The organism is Actinosynnema sp. ALI-1.44, assembly GCF_001984155.1.
Classification (GTDB): Bacteria; Actinomycetota; Actinomycetes; order Mycobacteriales; family Pseudonocardiaceae; genus Kibdelosporangium.
Genome location: NZ_MTQO01000052.1, coordinates 440982 through 459165 on the forward strand (window position 1 = coordinate 440982; position 18184 = coordinate 459165).

Here is an 18184-nt window from a genome sequence, read left to right on the forward strand (position 1 = left end):
GATGTCCCCTCAGTCCACGGCCAGTTGTTCGAAGTAGCGCCCACACAGGCGCTGGCGGCGCGCGTCCCAGACCATGTACGTGCCCAGGACGAGTTGGGTGACACTGCGCGTGACGTCTTCGCAGCGGTCACGCAAACGCATGACCGTCAGCCGCCATCGCACCGAACGCGTGTGGCCCAACCGGTCGGTCAGCAGGCATGGTCCGCGGTTGGGGATCGAACGGGTGTGTCCGGCAGAGGTGCGTAGCTCGAACCTCGTGAGCGTCGCGCAGGTCACCGCGCGCATGGTGATGGGCATGAGCCCACGGGCAGGGCATGCGCGGTTGGCTGTCACGCCGTACGGGATGTGGTTGGTGTCCTTGGCCGACAACGTTTTCCACCGGGACGGGTCGAAGCGTTCCGGGTTGTCGAAGCCCGACTGGTGGAAGTCGGCGTAGTTGAACAGCAGCACCGAACCCGTGGGGATGGCCCCGATCTCGCCGGTGGTGATCCGGTGCGCCACGCCGAACAACGGGTACAGGCGCAGCGCCTCGTCCATCACGTGGTCGATGTCGACCGTGCCGTCGAGCAGACCGGACTGCACGTCGGCGTGCTCGGCGATCGCCATCAGCAGGTGCGCCATCGCTTCGCTGGACTGCACGACCGCGGTGTTGAAGAACGTGCCTTGCAGGTACCAGGCCTGCTCCTGGGTGCTGAGCACGTCGGGCAGGCCGTGCGGCACGTCGCCCGCCTCGATCCGGCGCACCAGGTACCGCGTCAGGCTGTCGCGTCTGGTCATGTGCCGCAGGCCGCAGCACTTGAGCGACGTGACCACGTCGTCGGCGTTGCCCACGATCAGGTCGCGTGCTTCCCGGGGGCACGGCTCGTCGAACACCACCTGGTAGTAGAACTCGGCCCAGATCGGCATCATCAGGTCGCGTATCCGGACCGCGTTCACCGGTCGGCCGCCGAGCGCGTCGAGGGCGCGCTCGGCGCATTCCTGCGCGATGCTCGCGGATCGCGCGTGCACCGCGGCGAGGATGCGCCGCGTGGTCCGGGCGACCTCGGTGTACCGCTCCCCCGGTTCCAGGTGTTCCTGGTGCACCTGCGGGCCGGGCGCCAGCCAGTACCAGAACAGGTCGGACAGCACGGCGCCGCGGCTGCGGCCGTCCGCCGCGGGGTGCTCGTACAGCGCGCGGAACCGTGCCACCTCGACCTGGATGCCCTCGGTTCCGTTGACGTGCGCGAAGATCCGCAGCCGCAGCCGGACCACCACGGCGGGCAGCCAGAACGGCAGGCTGACCAGGAACACCAGCGGCGCGGCGATCAGGGCGGTCAGCACCGTGGCTCCCTGACTGGTGTCGTGTCAGGCAGGGTTGGTGGTGTTATCGGCGGTTCCAGGTTTCCGCTGGGCGTGCGGCCGGAAGGCCCTCGTACCGGGTTGTACTTGGGTCTTTCGGCCGTGCGTCCAGCGGGGACCTGGGCCGTCGAGAACCCGCCAAACCTTGCCTCACACGACACTAGGTCGCTCGTGACCTGCTGCACCGACGCGCAGCCGCTCAACGCCATGGCACGGTCGATCTCGTCGCGGAGCAGTTCCAGCACCTCACCGACCCCGGCCTCGCCGCGCGCCGCCAGGCCCCACAGCACGGGTCTGCCGATGCCGACAGCGTCCGCGCCGAGCGCGAGTGCTTTCAGCACATCGGTTCCCCGTCTGATCCCGCCGTCGGCCAGGACCGGGATGTCGACCGCGGCGGCCACGTCGGCGAGCGCGTCGATCGTGGCGACCACGGTGTCCAGCTGTCGGCCACCGTGGTTGGACACCATGACGCCGCTGATTCCGTGCGCCACCGCGGCGACGGCGTCGGCGGGATGCACCAGTCCTTTCAGGACAACGGGAAGACCGGTCGTGGCAACCAGGTGGTCGATGTGGTCCCAGGACAGGTCCGCGACCATCTCGATGTCGCGCACGCCCGGCCTGCCGCCGAGGTCACGCATGTTCTCGCAGCGGACACCGGCGGGCAGGTCGTGGAAACCGTTGCGGTGATCGCGTTCCCGCCTGCCGAACACCGGGGAGTCGACCGTGACGACCAACGCGCGGCAGCCCGCGTCCTCGGCCCGCCCGACCAGTTCCCGTGTGATCCGCTCGTCGGACTGGGCGTACAGCTGGAACCACAGCGCGAGGTCCCGGCCGCATTCCTTGGCGATGTCACCGACCGACACCGTCGACGCCATGCCGGTGATCATGACCGTGCCCGCCTTGGCGGCCGCCCGCGCGGTGGCCCGCTCGCCCTCCGGGTCGACGAGCCGGTGGAAGGCGGTCGGCGACAGCACGACAGGCAGCGTGACCTCGGCACCGAACAACGTCGTGCCGAGATCAGGTTTCCCGCATCCCCGCAGCACGCGCGGCACCAGGCGCAGGCGGGCGAACGCGTCCTCGTTCGCCCGCACCGTCACCTCGTCGTCGGCCCCGCCCGCGATGAAGTCGTACACGTCTCGGGGCAGCCGGTCCCTGGCCAACGCCTCGAACTCCCTGATCGACACGGGCATTACGGGGCCACAGTCAGGACCGTTTGCGACAGCCGGTCGGCGAGGAAGTCGGTCAACGGCTTGCGGTGGTTGTCCTCGCTCGTCCAGTCGTTCTCGAGGTTCTCGGCTATGTGGTGTTCAGCGAGCAACGCGCCTCGTCGGAAGTGGCGGATGACCGGGTGCAGGTATGCCGCGTCATAGGCCTTGTCCGCGTTGTCCGGTGAGATGCGACGCGCGTTGATGTCGAACGGGTCGACTTTGTCGTGGTCCGGCCCGTACTCCAGGGTGATGGTGAAGTACTCGTCGGCGAACTGGTTGTCGTGTGCGTAGTCGACCGGGACTTCCTCGTAGTACGCGGCGTCCTTGCCCGCCACCGTGATCAGGTCGCCGAGCTTGCTGAACTGCTGCCACAGTGCCGAACTGCGGTTGACCCGCGCGATGATCGCGTCGCTCAGCGCTTTCGCGTCCGCGGCCAGCGGGACGTACGGCCATTCGCGGTCCTCGATCTTGCGCTCCAGGATCCGGTGCAGCGCCTTGACGGTGTAGCGGAAGCCGTGGATGAACCCGCTCGTGGACTTCTTGAAGTCGCGGACCTGCATCATCGTGCCCGCGAAGTACATCCCCGGCACGTTGGTGGACTCCCACTCGCTGGTCTGCGCGGGGAACCGGTCCTTGATCACCAGCTCGGGCGTGCAGCCGTCGGAGAAGATGGACGTGTCGAGCCGGAAACCCGTGCAGGCGATGACCCGGTCGTAGGGGATGTCCTTGACGACGCCGTCGGCCCTGGAGAAGCTGACCGACGCGACGAACCCGTCGCCGTCCTCGCGGATCCGCAGCACATGGCCGTCGAGGATCGCGTTCTGCGACTTCAGCTGGTACGTGTCGAGGAAGTTGTTGTTCACCGCGCGCAGGTGCCCGACGAAGTGGGTCTGCCAGGCGAGCCGCAGCGAGTTCGGCCCGGCGACGTGGATGACGGCGGCGGTCTCGATGAGGTTGTCGGCGGTCTCGAACGCCGAGTTGCCCTTGCCGAGGATGAGGACACGCTGGTTGACGAAGTCCTGCGGGTCGACGCTGACCGTGGTGTACGGCTCGGCCAGTTCGATGCCCGGGATGTCCGGCAGATAGGGCTTGGCCGGTCCGGTGGCCACGATCAGCGCGGGCGCGCGGTAGACCTCGCCGTTCTGGTCGGCGACCTCGAACTCCTCGCCCTTGCGGACCTCGACGACCCGCGAGTCGTACCGGATGTTGAGGCCGAGTTTCGTGGCGTAGTCGCCGAGGTAGCGGACCATGTCGTCGGCGGCGGGGAAGTAACGCGGGGTGTACTTGGTGAACAGGAGATCCTCGTCGTCGGACAACAACGAGTTCCAGTCCATCCGCAGGTTGAACTCCGGGTCGTCGATCCCGGTGTACCGCTTGTTGCTGGAGATCAACTGCCGGTGTCGGGGAAACGTGCCGAAGAACGACCCCGCGACCGAACCGGCTTCGACCACCAGGTAGTCCCGACCGGCCCGGTCGAGGAAATAGGCCAGTTGCAGCCCGGCTGGACCGGCCCCGATCACCAGATAATCCGTGGTAGTGGGCATACATCCCCTCCGTGGACACGCCTAGGACAGCTGCGACAAGGCATGACTACGCACGTAGCCCCGAAGTAGTTCGATAACCGGACAGCTCTGTTTTTCCCAGTTTTCAAACGATCTTCCGGGCGTTGTGCGATCACGGTCCGACTGGTATGCGTCCAGTCGGCGGACAACGCCGTTCACCGGAGGCGAAGTGTGGTGCGGAGGTCCCTACGGACCGTTGAGGCCGGGCATCCAGCTTTCCGGCCGTCCGCTTTCGGTCAGGATGTGCTGCCAGTCCGAGAATCCCGCCGGGGCGTCGGCCGACCAGGGCCAGTGGCCCTCGGCGGTCGGGAGGATGAGCTGCAACGCCGGGAAGTCACCCTTTCGGTACAGCACGAACGCGCTGCCGAAGTACTCGAGGTAGTGGCCCTTGTTCACGCGCTCGACCGTGACGGGCACGCCCTCGAAAAACTCCTCGTACAACTGGCCGGGCAGGAACCGCTCGCCGGACTTCGCCCGGTCGAGGTAGGCGTTGATCAGCACCGGGCCCATGCCTTCCGGCAGGCCGAGCACGACCGCTTCGGCGACGCCGAACCTGCGCCACGCGCCCACTGAGAACGTGTAGCCCGCGCCTTCCTCGTCCGGTGGGACCTCGATGACCGCGCAACCGTTGACTTCGGTCTCGTGCAGCAGCCAGTCGCGGAATCTCTGTTCTTCAGGGTTCAGCGGCTCGGGCACGCCCTCATTGTGCCTGCTCACCTGATCGGGCGATCACCCGGCCAAGCGAAAACCCCGGGCACCGCCCGGGGTTTCGACACAGCGCGTCACGCGTCCACGGCCGCCAGGATGTCGTCGCTGACATGGAATTCGACACAGTGCATAGACGTTCTACGCGTCCACGGCCGCCAGGATGTCGTCGCTGACATGGAATTCGACACAGTGCATAGACGTTCTACGCGTCGACGGCCGCCAGGATGTCGTCGCTCACATCGAAGTTGGCATAGACGTTCTGCACGTCGTCGCAGTCTTCCAACGCGTCGATCAGCTTGAAGACCTTCTTCGCGCCGTCGACGTCCAACGGCACCGACACCGACGGCAGGAAGCTGGACTCGGCCGACTCGTAGTCGTAGCCCGCGTCCTGCACCGCCTTGCGCACGGCCACCAGGTCTGTGGCCTCGGAGACGATCTCGAAGCTCTCGCCGAGGCTGTTGACCTCCTCCGCGCCCGCGTCGATCACGGCCATCAGCACGTCGTCCTCGGACAGGTCGTTCGAGGGGATCAGCACGACGCCCTTGCGGTTGAACAGGTACGACACCGAGCCGGGGTCGGCCATCGAGCCGCCGTTGCGCGTCATGGCGGTACGGACCTCGCCCGCCGCGCGGTTGCGGTTGTCGGTCAGGCACTCGACCAGCAACGCGACGCCGTTCGGGCCGTAGCCCTCGTACATGATCGTCTGCCACTCGGCGCCACCGGCTTCCTCACCGGCGCCGCGCTTGCGCGCGCGCTCGATGTTGTCCAGTGGAACCGAGTTCTTGCGCGCCTTCTGCATGGCGTCGTACAGCGTGGGGTTGCCGTCCGGGTCGCCCCCGCCGGTCCGCGCGGCGACCTCGATGTTCTTGATCAGCTTCGCGAACAGCTTGCCACGCTTGGCGTCGAGGGCGGCCTTCTTGTGCTTGGTGGTCGCCCACTTGGAGTGGCCGCTCATCTCTCCTCCGTCGTCTACTCGCCAGTCAGGACGCCCGAACCATCTCCGTGAACAGCCGGTGCACCCGCCCGTCACCGGTCAGCTCCGGGTGGAAGGCGGTGGCCAGCACGGACCGTTGCCGAACCGCGACGATCCTACCGGCGGCCGCTCCCGCCGTTTCGGTCTCGGGCACCGTAGCGAGCACTTCCACCTCCGGCGACACCGACTCCACCCACGGGGCGCGGATGAACACGGCGTGCAACGGACCGCCTTCGACGCCGGTGAGCTCCAGGTCCTCCTCGAAGGAGTCGACCTGCCTGCCGAACGCGTTGCGGCGCACGATCATGTCGATGCCGTCGAGTTGGTGCTGGTCAGGCCGGCCGTCCAGCACCTTCGTGGCCAACATGATCATGCCTGCGCACGAGCCGTACGCGGGCAGACCGTCCGCGATCCGCGCCTTGAGCGGCTCGAGCAACTCGAACGTCGCCAGCAGCCGCGACATGGTCGTGGACTCGCCACCGGGCAGCACGATGCCCTGCAACCCGGCGAGTTCCTCGGCCCGGCGCACCGGCTGGACCCGCACGTCACACTCCGTGAGAGCGGCCGCGTGCTCACGCACGTCGCCCTGCAACGCGAGCACACCGACAACTGGCTGAGCCGTCACCCTGGGTTCCCCTCCCGAAACGCCTCCTACCAGCATAGAAGATGACGCTCCGGGCCATCGCACTAGTCGACCGGGATCGACTCCGACGCCCGGCGGCGCGAGATCACCCGCCAGCCGACGGCCAGCACGACCACGATCGCGGGCAGCGAGTAGAACGCGATCCGTTCGGCGCCGTCGGAGAACGCCATCAGCACGATGACCAGGGCGAGGAAGCCGAGCGTTGCCCACCCGGTGTACGGCGCGCCCGGCATGCGGTAGGCGGGGCGTTCCAGTTCGCCGCGCAACGCCGCCTGACGCAGCCGCATCTGGGACATGATCAACGTCGCCCAGGTCGCGACCACGCCCAGTGATGCGACGGCGATCGCGATGTCGAACGCCTCCTTGGGCACGAGGTAGTTCAGCACCACGCCGAACACGTAGGCGATCGCCGTGAACAGGATGCCGCCGTAGGGCACGTGCCGCGCGCTCATCTTGCCGACGAACTTCGGCGCCTCGCCCTTCTCGGCCAGTGCGCGCAGGATTCGGCCGGTCGAGTAGAGACCGGAGTTGCACGACGACAGCGCGGCGGTCAGGACGACCGCGTTCATGATGTCGCCTATGCCGGGGATGCCCAGCCGGGAGAACACCGTGACGAACGGGCTCTCGCCGCCGTTGTAGAACGGCCACGGCAGCAGCATGGCCAGCAGCAGCACGGAGCCGACGTAGAAGATCGCGATCCGCCAGACCACGCTGTTGATCGCCTTCGGCAGGATCTTCTCCGGGTCCTTGGTCTCCCCCGCCGCGATGCCGACCAGCTCGATCGCGGAGTACGCGAAGATCACGGCCTGCAACGTCATCAGCGCGATGCCGACACCCGCCGGGAAGAACCCCTGGTGCTCGGTCAGGTTGGCCACACCCGCGTGGGTCCCGCCGATGTCCGCGGCCGTCACCACCAGCCCGATGCCGACCACCAGGAACACCACGATGGCCAGCACCTTGATCAGCGAGAACCAGAACTCCAGCTCACCGAACAGCTTCACCGACAGCAGGTTGACCGCGAGCAGCACGCCGAGGGCGACCATCGCGGTGATCCACTGCGGCACGTCCGGCAGCCAGCGGTGCACGTAGATAGCGACGGCGGTGATCTCGGCGATGCCGGTCATCGCCCAGTTCACCCAGTACATCCAGCCCGACGCGAACCCCGCCCACGGGCCGATGAACTTCCGGGCGTACGTCACGAAGCTGCCGGAGCTGGGTTCGTGCATGACCAGCTCGCCCAGCGCGCGCATGACGAAGTACGCGGCGATCCCGCACAGCGCGTACGAGAGAACGAGCGACGGACCGGCCTGGTTGAGCTTCCCACCCGCGCCGAGGAACAGCCCCACGCCGATGGCGCCACCGATGGCGATCATCTGCACCTGGCGTTTGCCCAGCGCCTTTTGGTATCCGTCTTCGTCGACCGAGTCCATAGCTGCGGAACCGTAGCCAGTGGACTCGGCCACGATCGAGAGTACTTAAGGAAAACTTAGCGTGAGGCAAACGTCACAACGGGTCATGAGCTGGGAATTCTTCACCAAGTGTCCGCGTTGTGCCGCGCCAAAGCACGGAACGACTCCTTCGGCTCCCACCGGTAACGGGAGTACGCGTCGTCGTAGCGGTCACGGACGGTCTTGACGATGCTGAACGACGCGATGTCCATGTCGCGTTCGCGCACCGGCGAGTGCGGCGCCTCGGGATTGACGAACGTATAGATGTGCGCCGGAATTCCCTCCGCGGCGAAGATCCGGAGCATCCGGGCGATGTGGTCGGCCTGGGCTTTCTCGTCACGGACGTAGCCGGGCCTGATCACCGGCGGCACCTGCTCGTAGTCGACGATGTCGTAACCGGAGCCGCCTCGCTGCGGTGCTCCCGGATACGTGCAGCTGCCGAACTCCATGATCGTGAGCGGCTTGTTCCACTTGCGGAGCTTGGCGAGGTCGGCGCGGTACTCGGCGTCGGTCTCGAAGTACTCGTAGTAGTCGACGCCGACCATGTCGAACACCGACCAGTCGACCGGCTCGAAGAACGCTCCGCCGTAGGTGAGCGTGCCGCCGAAGTTCCTGCGTGCCACGGTCGCGGCCTTGGCGAGAAAGGCGTTCAGGCGGGCGGCCACGTGCGGCCACTCCTCCGGCGGCAGCTTGCCGATGTTCGCGATGCGTTCCTGGAAGTTCGCGCCCGGCACGATGTCCGGCGTGAACAGGATGTGCTCGCACCCGGCCGCGAAGACGATCCGCGCGCCCTGCCTGCGCAACCGTTCGACCTGACGTGCCGACTCGGCGAGGTGGTCGAGGATTTCCCGCTGCGTGTGGTCGTAGAGGCGTGGTTGCACGTAGACAGTCATGCCGCGCTCGGCCGCGGCGCGCGCGGTCATCGTCTGCCGGGAGATCTCGGTGCCGAACACGCTCACCGACGGGCAGTTCAGACGTCCGGCGATCACGTCCAGGTCGTGCTCCATCAACTGGCGGCTCCAGCGCGCCCGGGTGAGCGGCTCGTCACGGAAGTGCAGGACGCCGGTGTCGTAGGTGACCCCGGCTCGCCGCTGTGGCCGCTGCCCGGCACTCGCCTCGCCGGTCAGACCGATGGCGGCGAGGCCGCCGAGCGCAGCCGCGCGTAAGAAAGTCGATCGCTGCAAGGTGTTCCCCCTGACTGGTTGCTCGACTAATTTATTGGTCATGCAACCAGAAAATGAGCGAGACCGCCAGGAACGGCGCTCGTTCATCGAGGAGGCCCGGCGGCGGCAGATCATCGAGGCGGCGATCGAGACCGTCGCCGAACTCGGCTACGCCAAGGCGTCCTTCGCCCGGATCGCCAAGCGGGCGGGGATCAGCGCGGGCCTGATCAGCTACCACTTCGCCCACCGCGAAGAGCTGATCAACCAGGTGCTGGTCACCGTGCACGAGTCAATGGACGCCGACCTGTCAGCGAAGATCGAAGGCTCGGCGAGCCACGCGGCCTCGCTGCGGACTCTGATCGAGGGCTATGTGCACTACTGCGCGGCGCACCCGACGGAACTGATCGCGATCAGCCGGATCGCGGCGAGCGCGCCGGAGGCACGGGAATGGAGCGAACGCCAGCGGGAAGCCACGCTCGGCGAGATGGAGGACATGTTCCGCGGTGGCCAGGAGAGCGGCGAGTACCGCCGGTTCGAACCGCGGGTGATGGCGCTGAGCCTGATGTCAGCCCTGGAAGCGGCCACCAGGGAGTTGTTCGAACGGCCCGACACGGACGTCGCCGCGTTCGCGACCGAACTGGCGGACGTGTTCGTGCACGCCGCGCGCTGACTTGGCAACCAATGTGGCCTTCGGTGCACGAAACGCAACCAAGGCGGCATTCGTTGCGCTGCGGTGCGACACGGCGACACGGCGACACGGCGATGGCCGGTGCCATGCGGCACCGGCCATCGCCGTGTTGCTGTGTCGCCGTGTCAGGAAATCCTGCTTGTTACCAGCCGCGCTCGGCCAGGCGGTGCGGCTGCGGGATCTCGTCGACGTTGATGCCGACCATCGCCTCGCCCAGGCCACGCGAGACCTTCGCGATCACGTCGGGGTCGTCGTGGAAGGTGGTGGCCTTCACGATCGCCTCCGCGCGCTGCGCCGGGTTGCCGGACTTGAAGATGCCGGAGCCGACGAACACGCCCTCCGCGCCGAGCTGCATCATCATCGCCGCGTCGGCCGGGGTCGCGATTCCACCGGCGGTGAACAGCACCACCGGCAGCTTGCCCAGCTCGGCGACCTCCTTGACCAGCTCGTACGGCGCCTGCAACTCCTTGGCCGCCACGAAGAGCTCGTCCTCCGGCAGGTTCTGCAGGCGGCGGATCTCCTGGCGGATCTTGCGCATGTGCGTCGTCGCGTTCGACACGTCACCGGTGCCCGCCTCGCCCTTGGAGCGGATCATGGCCGCGCCCTCGGTGAGCCGGCGCAGCGCCTCGCCCAGGTTGGTGGCGCCGCAGACGAAAGGCACCGTGAACTGCCACTTGTCGATGTGGTTGGCGTAGTCAGCCGGGGTCAGCACCTCGGACTCGTCGATGTAGTCCACCCCGAGCGACTGCAGCACCTGCGCTTCGACGAAGTGCCCGATCCGCGCCTTGGCCATCACCGGGATCGACACGGCGGCGATGATGCCGTCGATCATGTCCGGGTCGCTCATCCGGGACACGCCGCCCTGGGCGCGGATGTCCGCGGGCACGCGCTCGAGCGCCATGACCGCGACCGCACCGGCGTCCTCGGCGATCTTGGCCTGCTCCGGGGTGACCACATCCATGATCACTCCGCCCTTGAGCATCTCCGCCATACCGCGCTTCACACGGGCGGTCCCGGTCTGCGGGACGGATTCTGGGCTGGTGGTCACGGAAGTCGTCCTCTCGACGTAAGAATTGGTTAACCGAATCCTACGGCGGACGTGGCCCCTTCCCACGGGCCAATCTAACGCAATACCACCAGGCCACTTCGTCAAATCCCCAGCGTGTGGCCCCTGTCACCCCCACAAGACCGTTGACGACGCCGTTACTACCACCGGATGGCAGAACGCGGGCGGGGTTGTCCCCACCCTGCGAACGGGTGTGAGATCGAGCACATTGTGTCCTGCAGCTGAACACTGTCCGTGCGGGAGGTTGAAGGCTATGGCTGGTAAACACACCGAGAACGGAGACGCCGGAGCCGCGGTCGCTGTGGACGACCCGGCCAAGGTGCGCAACGTGGTGCTGGTGGGGCCGTCCGGGTCGGGGAAGACCACACTGACCGAAGCTCTGCTCACCGCCTCGGGCGTGCTGACGCGCGCGGGTTCGGTCACCGAGGGCACGACGGTCTGCGACCACGACCCGGCCGCTGTGCGCCAGCAGCGATCGGTCGGCTTGTCGGTCGCGCCGCTCATGCACGACGGTGTGAAGATCAATCTCATCGACACGCCCGGGTACGCGGACTTCGTCGGTGAGCTGCGCGCCGGTCTGCGTGCCGCGGACGCCGCCCTGTTCGTCGTCTGCGCCGCCGAGGGCGTCGACGCCGCGACCGTCGCCGTGTGGGAGGAGTGCGCCGCGGTCGGCATGCCCCGCGCGGTGATCGTGGCCAGGCTGGACCACCAGCGCGCCGACCCGGAAACCGAGATCGCCGCGTGCCGCGACGCGTTCGGCGCCGGGGTGCTGCCGCTGTACCTGCCCGCCCGCGACGGCCTGGTCGGGTTGATCACCCAGCGGTTCTTCGACTACTCCGACGGCTACCCGCCCAAGATCGGCGAGCCGGACCCGGCCGACCTCGAGCGGATGACCGAGGCGCGCAACGAGCTGATCGAGGGGATCATCGCCGAGAGCGAGGACGAGACCCTGATGGACCGGTACCTCGCCGGTGAGGACCTCGACCAGGACACCCTGATCGAAGACTTGGAGAAAGCGGTCGCACGCGGCTCGTTCCACCCGGTCATCCCGGTCTGCTCGGCGACCGGCGTCGGACTCGCCGAAGTGCTCGACGGCATCAAACGAGCGTTCCCGTCGCCGTTGGAACACGCACTCCCCACGGTCACAGACCCCAACGGCCGCTCACCCGAGAAACTGAAGGCGGACCCGGACGGCCCGTTGGCTGCGGAGGTCGTGCGCACCGCAGTCGACTCGTACGTCGGACGTGTGTCGTTGGTGCGCGTGTTCTCCGGAACGTTGCGCCCGGAGCGCCCGGTGCACGTGTCAGGGCACGGCATGGCCGAGCGCGGGCACGAGGACCACGACGTGGATGAACGTGTGGCGCACATCTACTCCCCCTTGGGTGCGACGCTGCGCGAGGTGCCGTACTGCGTCGCGGGCGACTTGTGCGCGTTGACCAAGGTCGGTTCCGCGGAAACCGGCGACACGGTGTCCGCTCCGGAACACCCGTTGCTGATGGCGCCGTGGACGATGCCGGAGCCGTTGCTGCCGGTCGCGGTCGTGGCCAAGACACGCAGCGACGAGGACACCATGGCACGCAACCTCGCGCGCCTCGTGGCCGGTGACCCGACACTCCGGCTGGAACGCAACGCCGAGACGCACCAGATGGTGGTGTGGTGCATGGGCGAGGCACACGCCGACGTCGTGCTCGCGCGCCTGCGGTCCGGCGGTGCGGACGTGGACACCGAACCGGTGAAGGTCCCGCTGCGGGAGACGTTCGGCAGCCAGGCGAAGGCGAAAGGCAGGCACGTCAAGCAGTCCGGCGGGCACGGGCAGTACGCGGTGTGCGACATCGTCGTCGAGCCCCTGCCGCGCGGATCCGGGTTCCAGTTCGTCGACAAGATCGTCGGCGGGGCGATCCCGAACCAGTTCATCCCGAGCGTGGAGAAGGGCATCAGGGCGCAGCTCGAGCGCGGCCTGGTGTCCGGCTTCCCGGTGGTGGACATCAAGGTCACGCTGGTCGACGGCAAGGCGCACAGCGTGGACTCCTCCGACGCGGCGTTCCAGACCGCCGGGTCGATCGCGTTGAAGGAGGCAGCCGCGGCCGGGCAGATCACCCTGCTCGAACCGGTCGACACGGTGTCGGTGCGGTTGCCGGACGAGCACCTCGGCACGGTGCTCGGCGACCTGTCCAGCCGCCGCGGCCGGGTGCTGGGCACCGAGGCGGACCCGTCACCGGGCTACTCGGTGATCCGCGCGGAAGTCCCGGCGACGCAACTGATCCGGTACGCGATCGACCTGCGGTCGCTCAGCTCCGGCTCGGCCACGTTCACCCGCGAGTTCAGCCGCTTCGACCCGCTGCCGCAGAACCTCGTGCCCACCATGACGTGATGCTGTGCAACCAATGTGGCCTTCGTTGCGAAAACCGCTACAAAGGCCACATTGGTTGCACAGCCCGGCGGCTAGCGGATGGGCCTGGTGCGGCCGTCCCATTCGGACTCGAGCAGCTCCGGGAGCAGGTCGGCGAGCTGCACGGGGTACACGGTGTCGGTGGTGGAGCGCAGGTCGGCGGCGCTCCACCAGCGGTGCTCGTCGATGGTGTCCAGCTCGATCCGGTTGAAGCCGGACGTGTCCACCGCGGTCGTCGACGTGGTCGCGACGAAGAACCACTCCTCGGCGTCGTAGCTGCGGCCGTCGAAGCTGAACACCGCACGGCGCCGCCAGACCGGGCCGGTCAACTCGTCGTCGTCGAGTTTGACGCCGGTTTCCTCGTAGAGCTCGCGCAGCGCCGCGGCGCGGATGTCCTCGTCGGGTTCGACGCCGCCGCCGACGGTGAACCAGAACGTGTCGTCGGGGTCGCTGGGATTGCCCCCGTGGAACAGCAGCACGCGCCCTTCGCTGTCCAGGAGCAGGACACGCGCCGACGGTCGGGGAACGGGCGCGGCCTCACCGTTGAGTTCCGGTTCGGCGATCTCGAAGTACTGCGGCTGCGGCGCGGTTCCCGAGAGCTTGAGCCACCGCACGGTCCGGCGACGGCGTTGGGCGAGCGTGTCGCGGACCGCGTCGTTGTGCACGCGACGGGCGATCACCACGCGCTGTTCCGCGTCGACCAGTTCGGCGACGAGCGCCAACGGGAGCCGCACGCGTTCGACGGCGGCGAGTTCACGGCTCAGTTCGTTCTCCGCGGCCTCACGGTCCGGCCGGGCGGCGTGCTCCGCGTGGTCGGCGATCTCGCGGAGCTCGCCGTGCGCCGCTCCCGTCGCGGCCACGGTTCGTGCCACGACCGCGCGGCGCGCGAGCGCGGCCTCCAACGCCGCCCACGCGGCGTCGGTGCGGATGTGCAGCCGGTCAAGGCGGTTCGCCGTCGCCATCAGCCAGATCACCAGGATCACCACCACCGGAACGACAATGAGCAGCACGGTGGTCATGGTGCCTCCGCGACGTACCGCGGGTCGGCGGCGATCGCGGTCTCGTAGACGCGCAGGACCTGCCCGGCGATCACCGACCAGTCGAACGCCGCGACCCGCCGCGCGCCCTCGGCGGCCAGCGCGGCGCGTTTGGCCGGGTCGCGCAGCAGTCCGTGCAGGGCCTGGGCCAAGCGCGTCGGGTCGCCCACCGGGGTCACCACGCCGGCCGTCGCGTCGTCGAGGACGCGACGGAACGCGTCGAGGTCGCTCGCTACGACGGGTGTGCCCGCAGCCATCGCCTCAAGCAGGATGATCCCGAAGCTCTCGCCGCCGGTGTTCGGCGCGCAGTACACGTCGACGCTGCTCAGCGCGCGTGCCTTGGTCTCGTCGTCGACCTGGCCGAGCAGGTCGATCCGGTCGGCGAGCTCCGGCCCGGCCTCCCGTTCGAGGTCGTCGGCGTCCCCTCGGCCGACCACCAGCAGCCGTAGCCCCGGCAGGTCCGGGACGAGCTGGCGCATCGCGGCGAGCAGGATCGGCATGCCCTTGCGCGGCTCGGTGAACCGGCCGACGAACCCGATCGTCGGCTCGGCGCGCGGGTACCCGTCGAGCGGCCGTGCGTCGGCGAAGAACCGGACGTCCACCCCGTTGGGGATCTGCACCGCGTCGCCCCCGAGGTGCTCGACCTGGACACGGCGAGCCAGCGCGGAGACCGCGATCCGCGCGGTGATCTTCTCCAGGAACGGCTGGAGCACGACCTGGAACGCGTTCAGCGCGCGGGATCGCGTGGTGGACGTGTGGTACGTCGCCACGATCGGGCCCTCGGCGACCATCAGCGCCAGCAGCGACAAACTCGGGGCGATCGGCTCGTGCAGGTGCAGCACGTCGAAGTCCCGCTCGCGGATCCAGCGCCGCACTCGGGCGTACGACACGGGGCCGAACGACAACCGCGCGACGGATCCGTTGTACGGGATGCCGACCGCACGACCAGCCGGGTGGACGAAGTCGGGCAGCGGGGTGTCCTCGTCGGCAGGGGCGAGCACGTCGACCTCGTGGCCCATCCCGCGCAGCGCCCTGGCCAGGTCGACGACGTGGGCCTGCACTCCCCCGGGGACCTCGAAGGAGTATGGGCACACGACACCGATCCTCATGGCCCGAGCGCTTCCCTGCGGGTGTCGGACAGGTCCGAGATCCAGAGCTTCTGCAGCATGTGCCAGTCGGCCGGGTGTTCGGCGATGTCCTTGGCGTAGCCGTCGGCCAGTGCCTGGGTCGCGGCGGGCACGTCCGCGCGGGACTCGACCAGCTGCGGCGAGTGGATCCGCAGGCCCCAGCCACCCTCGGTGAACAGGTTGTCGACCACCGCGAGGGTCGCGCCGGTGCTCGCGGCCAGCCGGGCCGGGCCGGGCGGCATGCGGGTCTCCTCGCCGAAGAACGTGACCGGGATGCCGGTGCTGGTCAGGTCGCGGTCGGCGACCAGGCACACGACGCCGTTGTCCTTGAGCCGCTGGACCATGCCGCGGAACGGGCCGCTGCCGCCGCCGGTCAGCGGGATCACGTCGAAGCCCAGCGACCGCCGGTACGCCAGGAACCGCTCCCACACTGACTCGGGCTTGAGCCGTTCGGCGACCGTGGTGAACTCGCCGTAGTTCTGTGCCAGCCAGATGCCGGAGACGTCGAAGTTGCCGGTGTGCGGCAGCGCGAGTACGACGCCCTTGCCGCGCTCCTTGGCCGCGTCGATCACGTCACGGCCGACGACGACCGCGTCGACCTGGCGGGCGATGGCGCGGTGGTCCATGGTCGGCAGCCGGAAGACCTCTTTCCAGTACCGCGAGTACGACCGCATGCCCTGCCGGACGAGCTCGTCCAGCTCCGCGCCCGACGCGCCGGGAACGACGCGCCGCAGGTTGCGCCGGAGCTGCTGGGCGCCCGCGCCGTTGCGCCGGGTGGCGAGGTCGGCGCCGGTCTGGAAAGCCGGGCGCGCGACGAACTCCGGCAGGAGCTTCACCAGGCCCCATCCGGCGCCGTACGCGGCGTCGACCAGCTGTTCTTTCACGCCGTCTCCTCCCGCGAGCTCTGCCAGACCGCGACCAGCCGCTGGATCACCGTCACCACCGACAGAACCGCGAGCAGCCACAACGCGACGTGCAGGGCGTACGGCACGCCCAGCCCGTACAGGCCCGTTCCTACCAGTGTGATGATCAGACGCTCCGCGCGCTCGACGATGCCCACATCCGCGCGCAGTCCGGCGGATTCGGCCCTGGCTTTCACGTACGAGATGACCTGGCCGCTGACCAGGCAGATCAGTGCGGCCGCCCCCAGCATGTGGTTCTGCGCGACGGCTAGGCAGTACCACGCGACCGCCGCGCCGAGCGTGCCGTCGGCGATCCGGTCACAGCTGGAGTCGAGTACCCCGCCGAACTTGGTGCCGGTGCCGCCCTTGGCGCGGGCCATCGCGCCGTCCAGCAGGTCGAGCATGGCGAAGCCCCACACCACGAAGGTGCCTGCGACCAGGTGGCCGCTGGGGAACAGCCAGATCGCACCGACGACCGCGCCGAGGGTGCCGATGACTGTCATCGCGTTGGGCGTCAGTCCGATTCGGACGAGCCATGCGCCCATCGGGTCGGTCACGCGGTTGACCGAGGCACGAGCGAAGATGTTCAGCATGAGGACTCGGCGGGCACCCTGATCGACTCGGTTGGCGGTACGGGCAGCCTATCCGGAGTCCCAGCCGGTCAGAACTCGGCCCGCAGCTCCGCCTTGGCGCTGTCGCACTGCGGGGACAGGCCGATCTTGATCGCCGCGGTGATCTCGTCGAGCTGGTCGAGCTGCTGAGCGGTCAGCACGTCGAACAGGTGCTCGCGGACAGTCATGACGTGCCCGGGGGCGGCGCGCTCCAGCACCTTGAAGCCCTCTTCGGTCAGCTCGGCGAACTGGCCGCGTTTGTCGCTCTCGCAGGCACGCCTGCGCACCCAGCCCGCTTCCTCCAGCCGGGACACCGCGTGCGACAGACGGCTGCGAGACGAACGACACATCGTCGCCAGCTCGCTCATCCGCAGCGAACGGCCGGGCATCTCGGACAGCACGGCGAGGATCTCGAAGTAGGCGAGCGGCATGCCGGAATCGCGCTGCATCTGCCGGTCGAGGTGCTCCATGAAGGACCCGGTCGCACCGAGGAAACCGCGCCAGATCATCTGCTCGCGGGCGTCGAGCCACCGGACCTCTGTCATGACCTCATCGTACCCCATAGTTGAACTCTAAACTAAACCGCGCTAGGGTCTGGTTGAAGTTTCAACGAGCCCACGGAAAAGGATAGACATGAGCACCCCGACCATCAACATCCCCGGCTACATCACCGGCACGTGGACGATCGACCCGATCCACTCCGACGTGTCGTTCACCGTCCGTCACCTGGGTGTCTCCAAGGTCCGCGGCCAGTTCGGCACCTTCTCCGGAGAGATCGTCACGGCGGAGGACCCGCTGAAGTCGAGTGTGACCGCCACCATCGACGCTGGCTCGTTCCACAGCCGCCAGGAGCAGCGCGACAACCACGTGAAGTCCGAGGAGTTCCTGCACGTCGACGGCCACCCGGAGCTGACTTTCGTGTCCACCGGCCTGCGCCACGACGGCGAGGAGTTCCTGCTCGACGGTGACCTGACCATCCGTGGCGTGACCAAGCCGGTCACCCTCAACCTGGAGGTCAACGGCTTCGGCGAGGGCATGGACGGTGCTCCGGTCGTCGGCCTGTCGGCCAGCACCGAGATCAACCGCAAGGACTTCGGGGTGCACGGCGGTGCCGCTGGGGCGCTTGTCGGCGAGAAGATCCAGGTCGCGCTGGAGATCGAGGCCAAGAAGGCTTCTTGATCGTTCTTCTCAAACGCGACAAATTGCGTGCCAACGCAAGTTGGTTCACGGGTTGCCAGGCTTTCGGCGCTCTGCGTTCGGGGCCTGGCTTTTCCCTTGTCAGGCCTCCGGTAGCGGATTGCTGGCGAAGGCTCGGGGGCCT

At 68.1% G+C, this 18184-nt stretch carries 17 protein-coding genes; 3 read left to right on the top strand and 14 right to left on the bottom strand.

The genetic code is table 11. From position 1 onward, the window contains the following. Window positions 1-9: 9 nt before the first annotated feature. The 8 genes from ALI144C_RS39975 to ALI144C_RS40010 all read right to left on the bottom strand — a co-directional run bounded on the left by ALI144C_RS39975 (window position 10) and on the right by ALI144C_RS40010 (window position 9106). Complete coding sequence (locus ALI144C_RS39975) at window positions 10-1320, bottom strand: cytochrome P450 (RefSeq protein ID WP_143231143.1); 1311 nt, start codon at window positions 1318-1320, stop codon at window positions 10-12. Beyond that, window positions 1314-2528, bottom strand: coding sequence for an alpha-hydroxy acid oxidase (locus tag ALI144C_RS39980; protein WP_076992415.1), 1215 nt, complete (start codon window positions 2526-2528; stop codon window positions 1314-1316). The genes ALI144C_RS39975 and ALI144C_RS39980 overlap by 7 nt, the downstream gene beginning before the upstream one ends. Beyond that, window positions 2528-4090, bottom strand: coding sequence for an NAD(P)-binding domain-containing protein (locus ALI144C_RS39985; protein WP_076992416.1), 1563 nt, complete (start codon window positions 4088-4090; stop codon window positions 2528-2530). The genes ALI144C_RS39980 and ALI144C_RS39985 overlap by 1 nt, the downstream gene beginning before the upstream one ends. Before the next feature lie 204 nt (window positions 4091-4294). Continuing rightward, window positions 4295-4804 carry a DUF4262 domain-containing protein gene (locus ALI144C_RS39990; RefSeq protein WP_076992417.1) on the bottom strand — a complete coding sequence of 170 codons (510 nt, stop codon included), beginning with the start codon at window positions 4802-4804 and terminating at the stop codon, window positions 4295-4297. A gap of 214 nt (window positions 4805-5018) precedes the next feature. Further along, on the bottom strand, window positions 5019-5771 hold the full coding sequence (locus ALI144C_RS39995; protein WP_076992418.1) for a YebC/PmpR family DNA-binding transcriptional regulator: 753 nt from the start codon (window positions 5769-5771) through the stop codon (window positions 5019-5021). Window positions 5772-5796: 25 nt separating this feature from the next. Then, window positions 5797-6414 (bottom strand): pyridoxal 5'-phosphate synthase glutaminase subunit PdxT, encoded by a 618-nt coding sequence (gene pdxT / locus ALI144C_RS40000; RefSeq protein WP_237774541.1) that lies wholly within the window; start codon window positions 6412-6414, stop codon window positions 5797-5799. Window positions 6415-6476: 62 nt separating this feature from the next. Further along, window positions 6477-7862 (bottom strand): amino acid permease, encoded by a 1386-nt coding sequence (locus tag ALI144C_RS40005; RefSeq protein WP_076992420.1) that lies wholly within the window; start codon window positions 7860-7862, stop codon window positions 6477-6479. A gap of 101 nt (window positions 7863-7963) precedes the next feature. After that, window positions 7964-9106: a hypothetical protein gene (locus ALI144C_RS40010; protein WP_076992421.1), complete on the bottom strand. Its 1143-nt coding sequence runs from the start codon at window positions 9104-9106 to the stop codon at window positions 7964-7966. On the opposite strand from ALI144C_RS40010, the gene ALI144C_RS40015 reads away from it, so the two are divergent. Beyond that, window positions 9105-9713 (top strand): TetR/AcrR family transcriptional regulator, encoded by a 609-nt coding sequence (locus ALI144C_RS40015; protein ID WP_076992422.1) that lies wholly within the window; start codon window positions 9105-9107, stop codon window positions 9711-9713. The two genes, ALI144C_RS40010 and ALI144C_RS40015, sit on opposite strands and share 2 nt — an antisense overlap. A gap of 160 nt (window positions 9714-9873) precedes the next feature. Here ALI144C_RS40015 and pdxS read toward each other — a convergent pair whose 3' ends face one another. Next, complete coding sequence (pdxS, locus tag ALI144C_RS40020; RefSeq protein ID WP_076992423.1) at window positions 9874-10779, bottom strand: pyridoxal 5'-phosphate synthase lyase subunit PdxS; 906 nt, start codon at window positions 10777-10779, stop codon at window positions 9874-9876. Window positions 10780-11050: 271 nt separating this feature from the next. Here pdxS and ALI144C_RS40025 point away from each other — a divergent pair, with 271 nt between their 5' ends. After that, window positions 11051-13168: an elongation factor G-like protein EF-G2 gene (locus tag ALI144C_RS40025; protein WP_076992424.1), complete on the top strand. Its 2118-nt coding sequence runs from the start codon at window positions 11051-11053 to the stop codon at window positions 13166-13168. Window positions 13169-13239: 71 nt separating this feature from the next. Here the strand turns inward: ALI144C_RS40025 and ALI144C_RS40030 are convergent, their stop codons facing one another. The 5 genes from ALI144C_RS40030 to ALI144C_RS40050 form a co-directional block, all read right to left on the bottom strand. Continuing rightward, window positions 13240-14205, bottom strand: coding sequence for an NUDIX hydrolase (locus tag ALI144C_RS40030; RefSeq protein ID WP_076992425.1), 966 nt, complete (start codon window positions 14203-14205; stop codon window positions 13240-13242). After that, window positions 14202-15332 carry a glycosyltransferase family 4 protein gene (locus ALI144C_RS40035; RefSeq protein WP_076992426.1) on the bottom strand — a complete coding sequence of 377 codons (1131 nt, stop codon included), beginning with the start codon at window positions 15330-15332 and terminating at the stop codon, window positions 14202-14204. The genes ALI144C_RS40030 and ALI144C_RS40035 overlap by 4 nt, the downstream gene beginning before the upstream one ends. Next, window positions 15329-16234 (bottom strand): phosphatidylinositol mannoside acyltransferase, encoded by a 906-nt coding sequence (locus ALI144C_RS40040; protein ID WP_076992427.1) that lies wholly within the window; start codon window positions 16232-16234, stop codon window positions 15329-15331. The genes ALI144C_RS40035 and ALI144C_RS40040 overlap by 4 nt, the downstream gene beginning before the upstream one ends. After that, window positions 16231-16845, bottom strand: a complete 615-nt coding sequence (gene pgsA, locus ALI144C_RS40045; protein ID WP_076992428.1) for a phosphatidylinositol phosphate synthase — start codon at window positions 16843-16845, stop codon at window positions 16231-16233. The genes ALI144C_RS40040 and pgsA overlap by 4 nt, the downstream gene beginning before the upstream one ends. Window positions 16846-16913: 68 nt before the next feature. After that, the gene (locus tag ALI144C_RS40050) at window positions 16914-17408 is read right to left on the bottom strand and encodes a MarR family winged helix-turn-helix transcriptional regulator (RefSeq protein ID WP_076992813.1); all 495 of its coding nucleotides are present in this window, start codon (window positions 17406-17408) and stop codon (window positions 16914-16916) included. Window positions 17409-17496: 88 nt separating this feature from the next. Between ALI144C_RS40050 and ALI144C_RS40055 the strand changes: the two genes are divergently transcribed. Continuing rightward, on the top strand, window positions 17497-18042 hold the full coding sequence (locus ALI144C_RS40055) for a YceI family protein (RefSeq protein WP_076992429.1): 546 nt from the start codon (window positions 17497-17499) through the stop codon (window positions 18040-18042). Window positions 18043-18184 lie beyond the last annotated feature (142 nt).

Bases quoted from the DNA above. Each gene is read 5' to 3' on its own strand.
- ALI144C_RS39980 (WP_076992415.1), bottom strand. From the start codon at position 2,528: ATGCCCGTGTCGATCAGGGAGTTCGAGGCGTTGGCCAGGGACCGGCTG.
- ALI144C_RS39985 (WP_076992416.1), bottom strand. From the start codon at position 4,090: ATGCCCACTACCACGGATTATCTGGTGATCGGGGCCGGTCCAGCCGGG.
- ALI144C_RS39995 (WP_076992418.1), bottom strand. From the start codon at position 5,771: ATGAGCGGCCACTCCAAGTGGGCGACCACCAAGCACAAGAAGGCCGCC.
- ALI144C_RS40005 (WP_076992420.1), bottom strand. From the start codon at position 7,862: ATGGACTCGGTCGACGAAGACGGATACCAAAAGGCGCTGGGCAAACGC.
- ALI144C_RS40015 (WP_076992422.1), top strand. From the start codon at position 9,105: ATGCAACCAGAAAATGAGCGAGACCGCCAGGAACGGCGCTCGTTCATC.
- ALI144C_RS40010 (WP_076992421.1), bottom strand. From the start codon at position 9,106: ATGACCAATAAATTAGTCGAGCAACCAGTCAGGGGGAACACCTTGCAG.
- ALI144C_RS40025 (WP_076992424.1), top strand. From the start codon at position 11,051: ATGGCTGGTAAACACACCGAGAACGGAGACGCCGGAGCCGCGGTCGCT.
- ALI144C_RS40030 (WP_076992425.1), bottom strand. From the start codon at position 14,205: ATGACCACCGTGCTGCTCATTGTCGTTCCGGTGGTGGTGATCCTGGTG.
- ALI144C_RS40035 (WP_076992426.1), bottom strand. From the start codon at position 15,332: ATGAGGATCGGTGTCGTGTGCCCATACTCCTTCGAGGTCCCCGGGGGA.
- pgsA (WP_076992428.1), bottom strand. From the start codon at position 16,845: ATGCTGAACATCTTCGCTCGTGCCTCGGTCAACCGCGTGACCGACCCG.
- ALI144C_RS40050 (WP_076992813.1), bottom strand. From the start codon at position 17,408: ATGACAGAGGTCCGGTGGCTCGACGCCCGCGAGCAGATGATCTGGCGC.
- ALI144C_RS40055 (WP_076992429.1), top strand. From the start codon at position 17,497: ATGAGCACCCCGACCATCAACATCCCCGGCTACATCACCGGCACGTGG.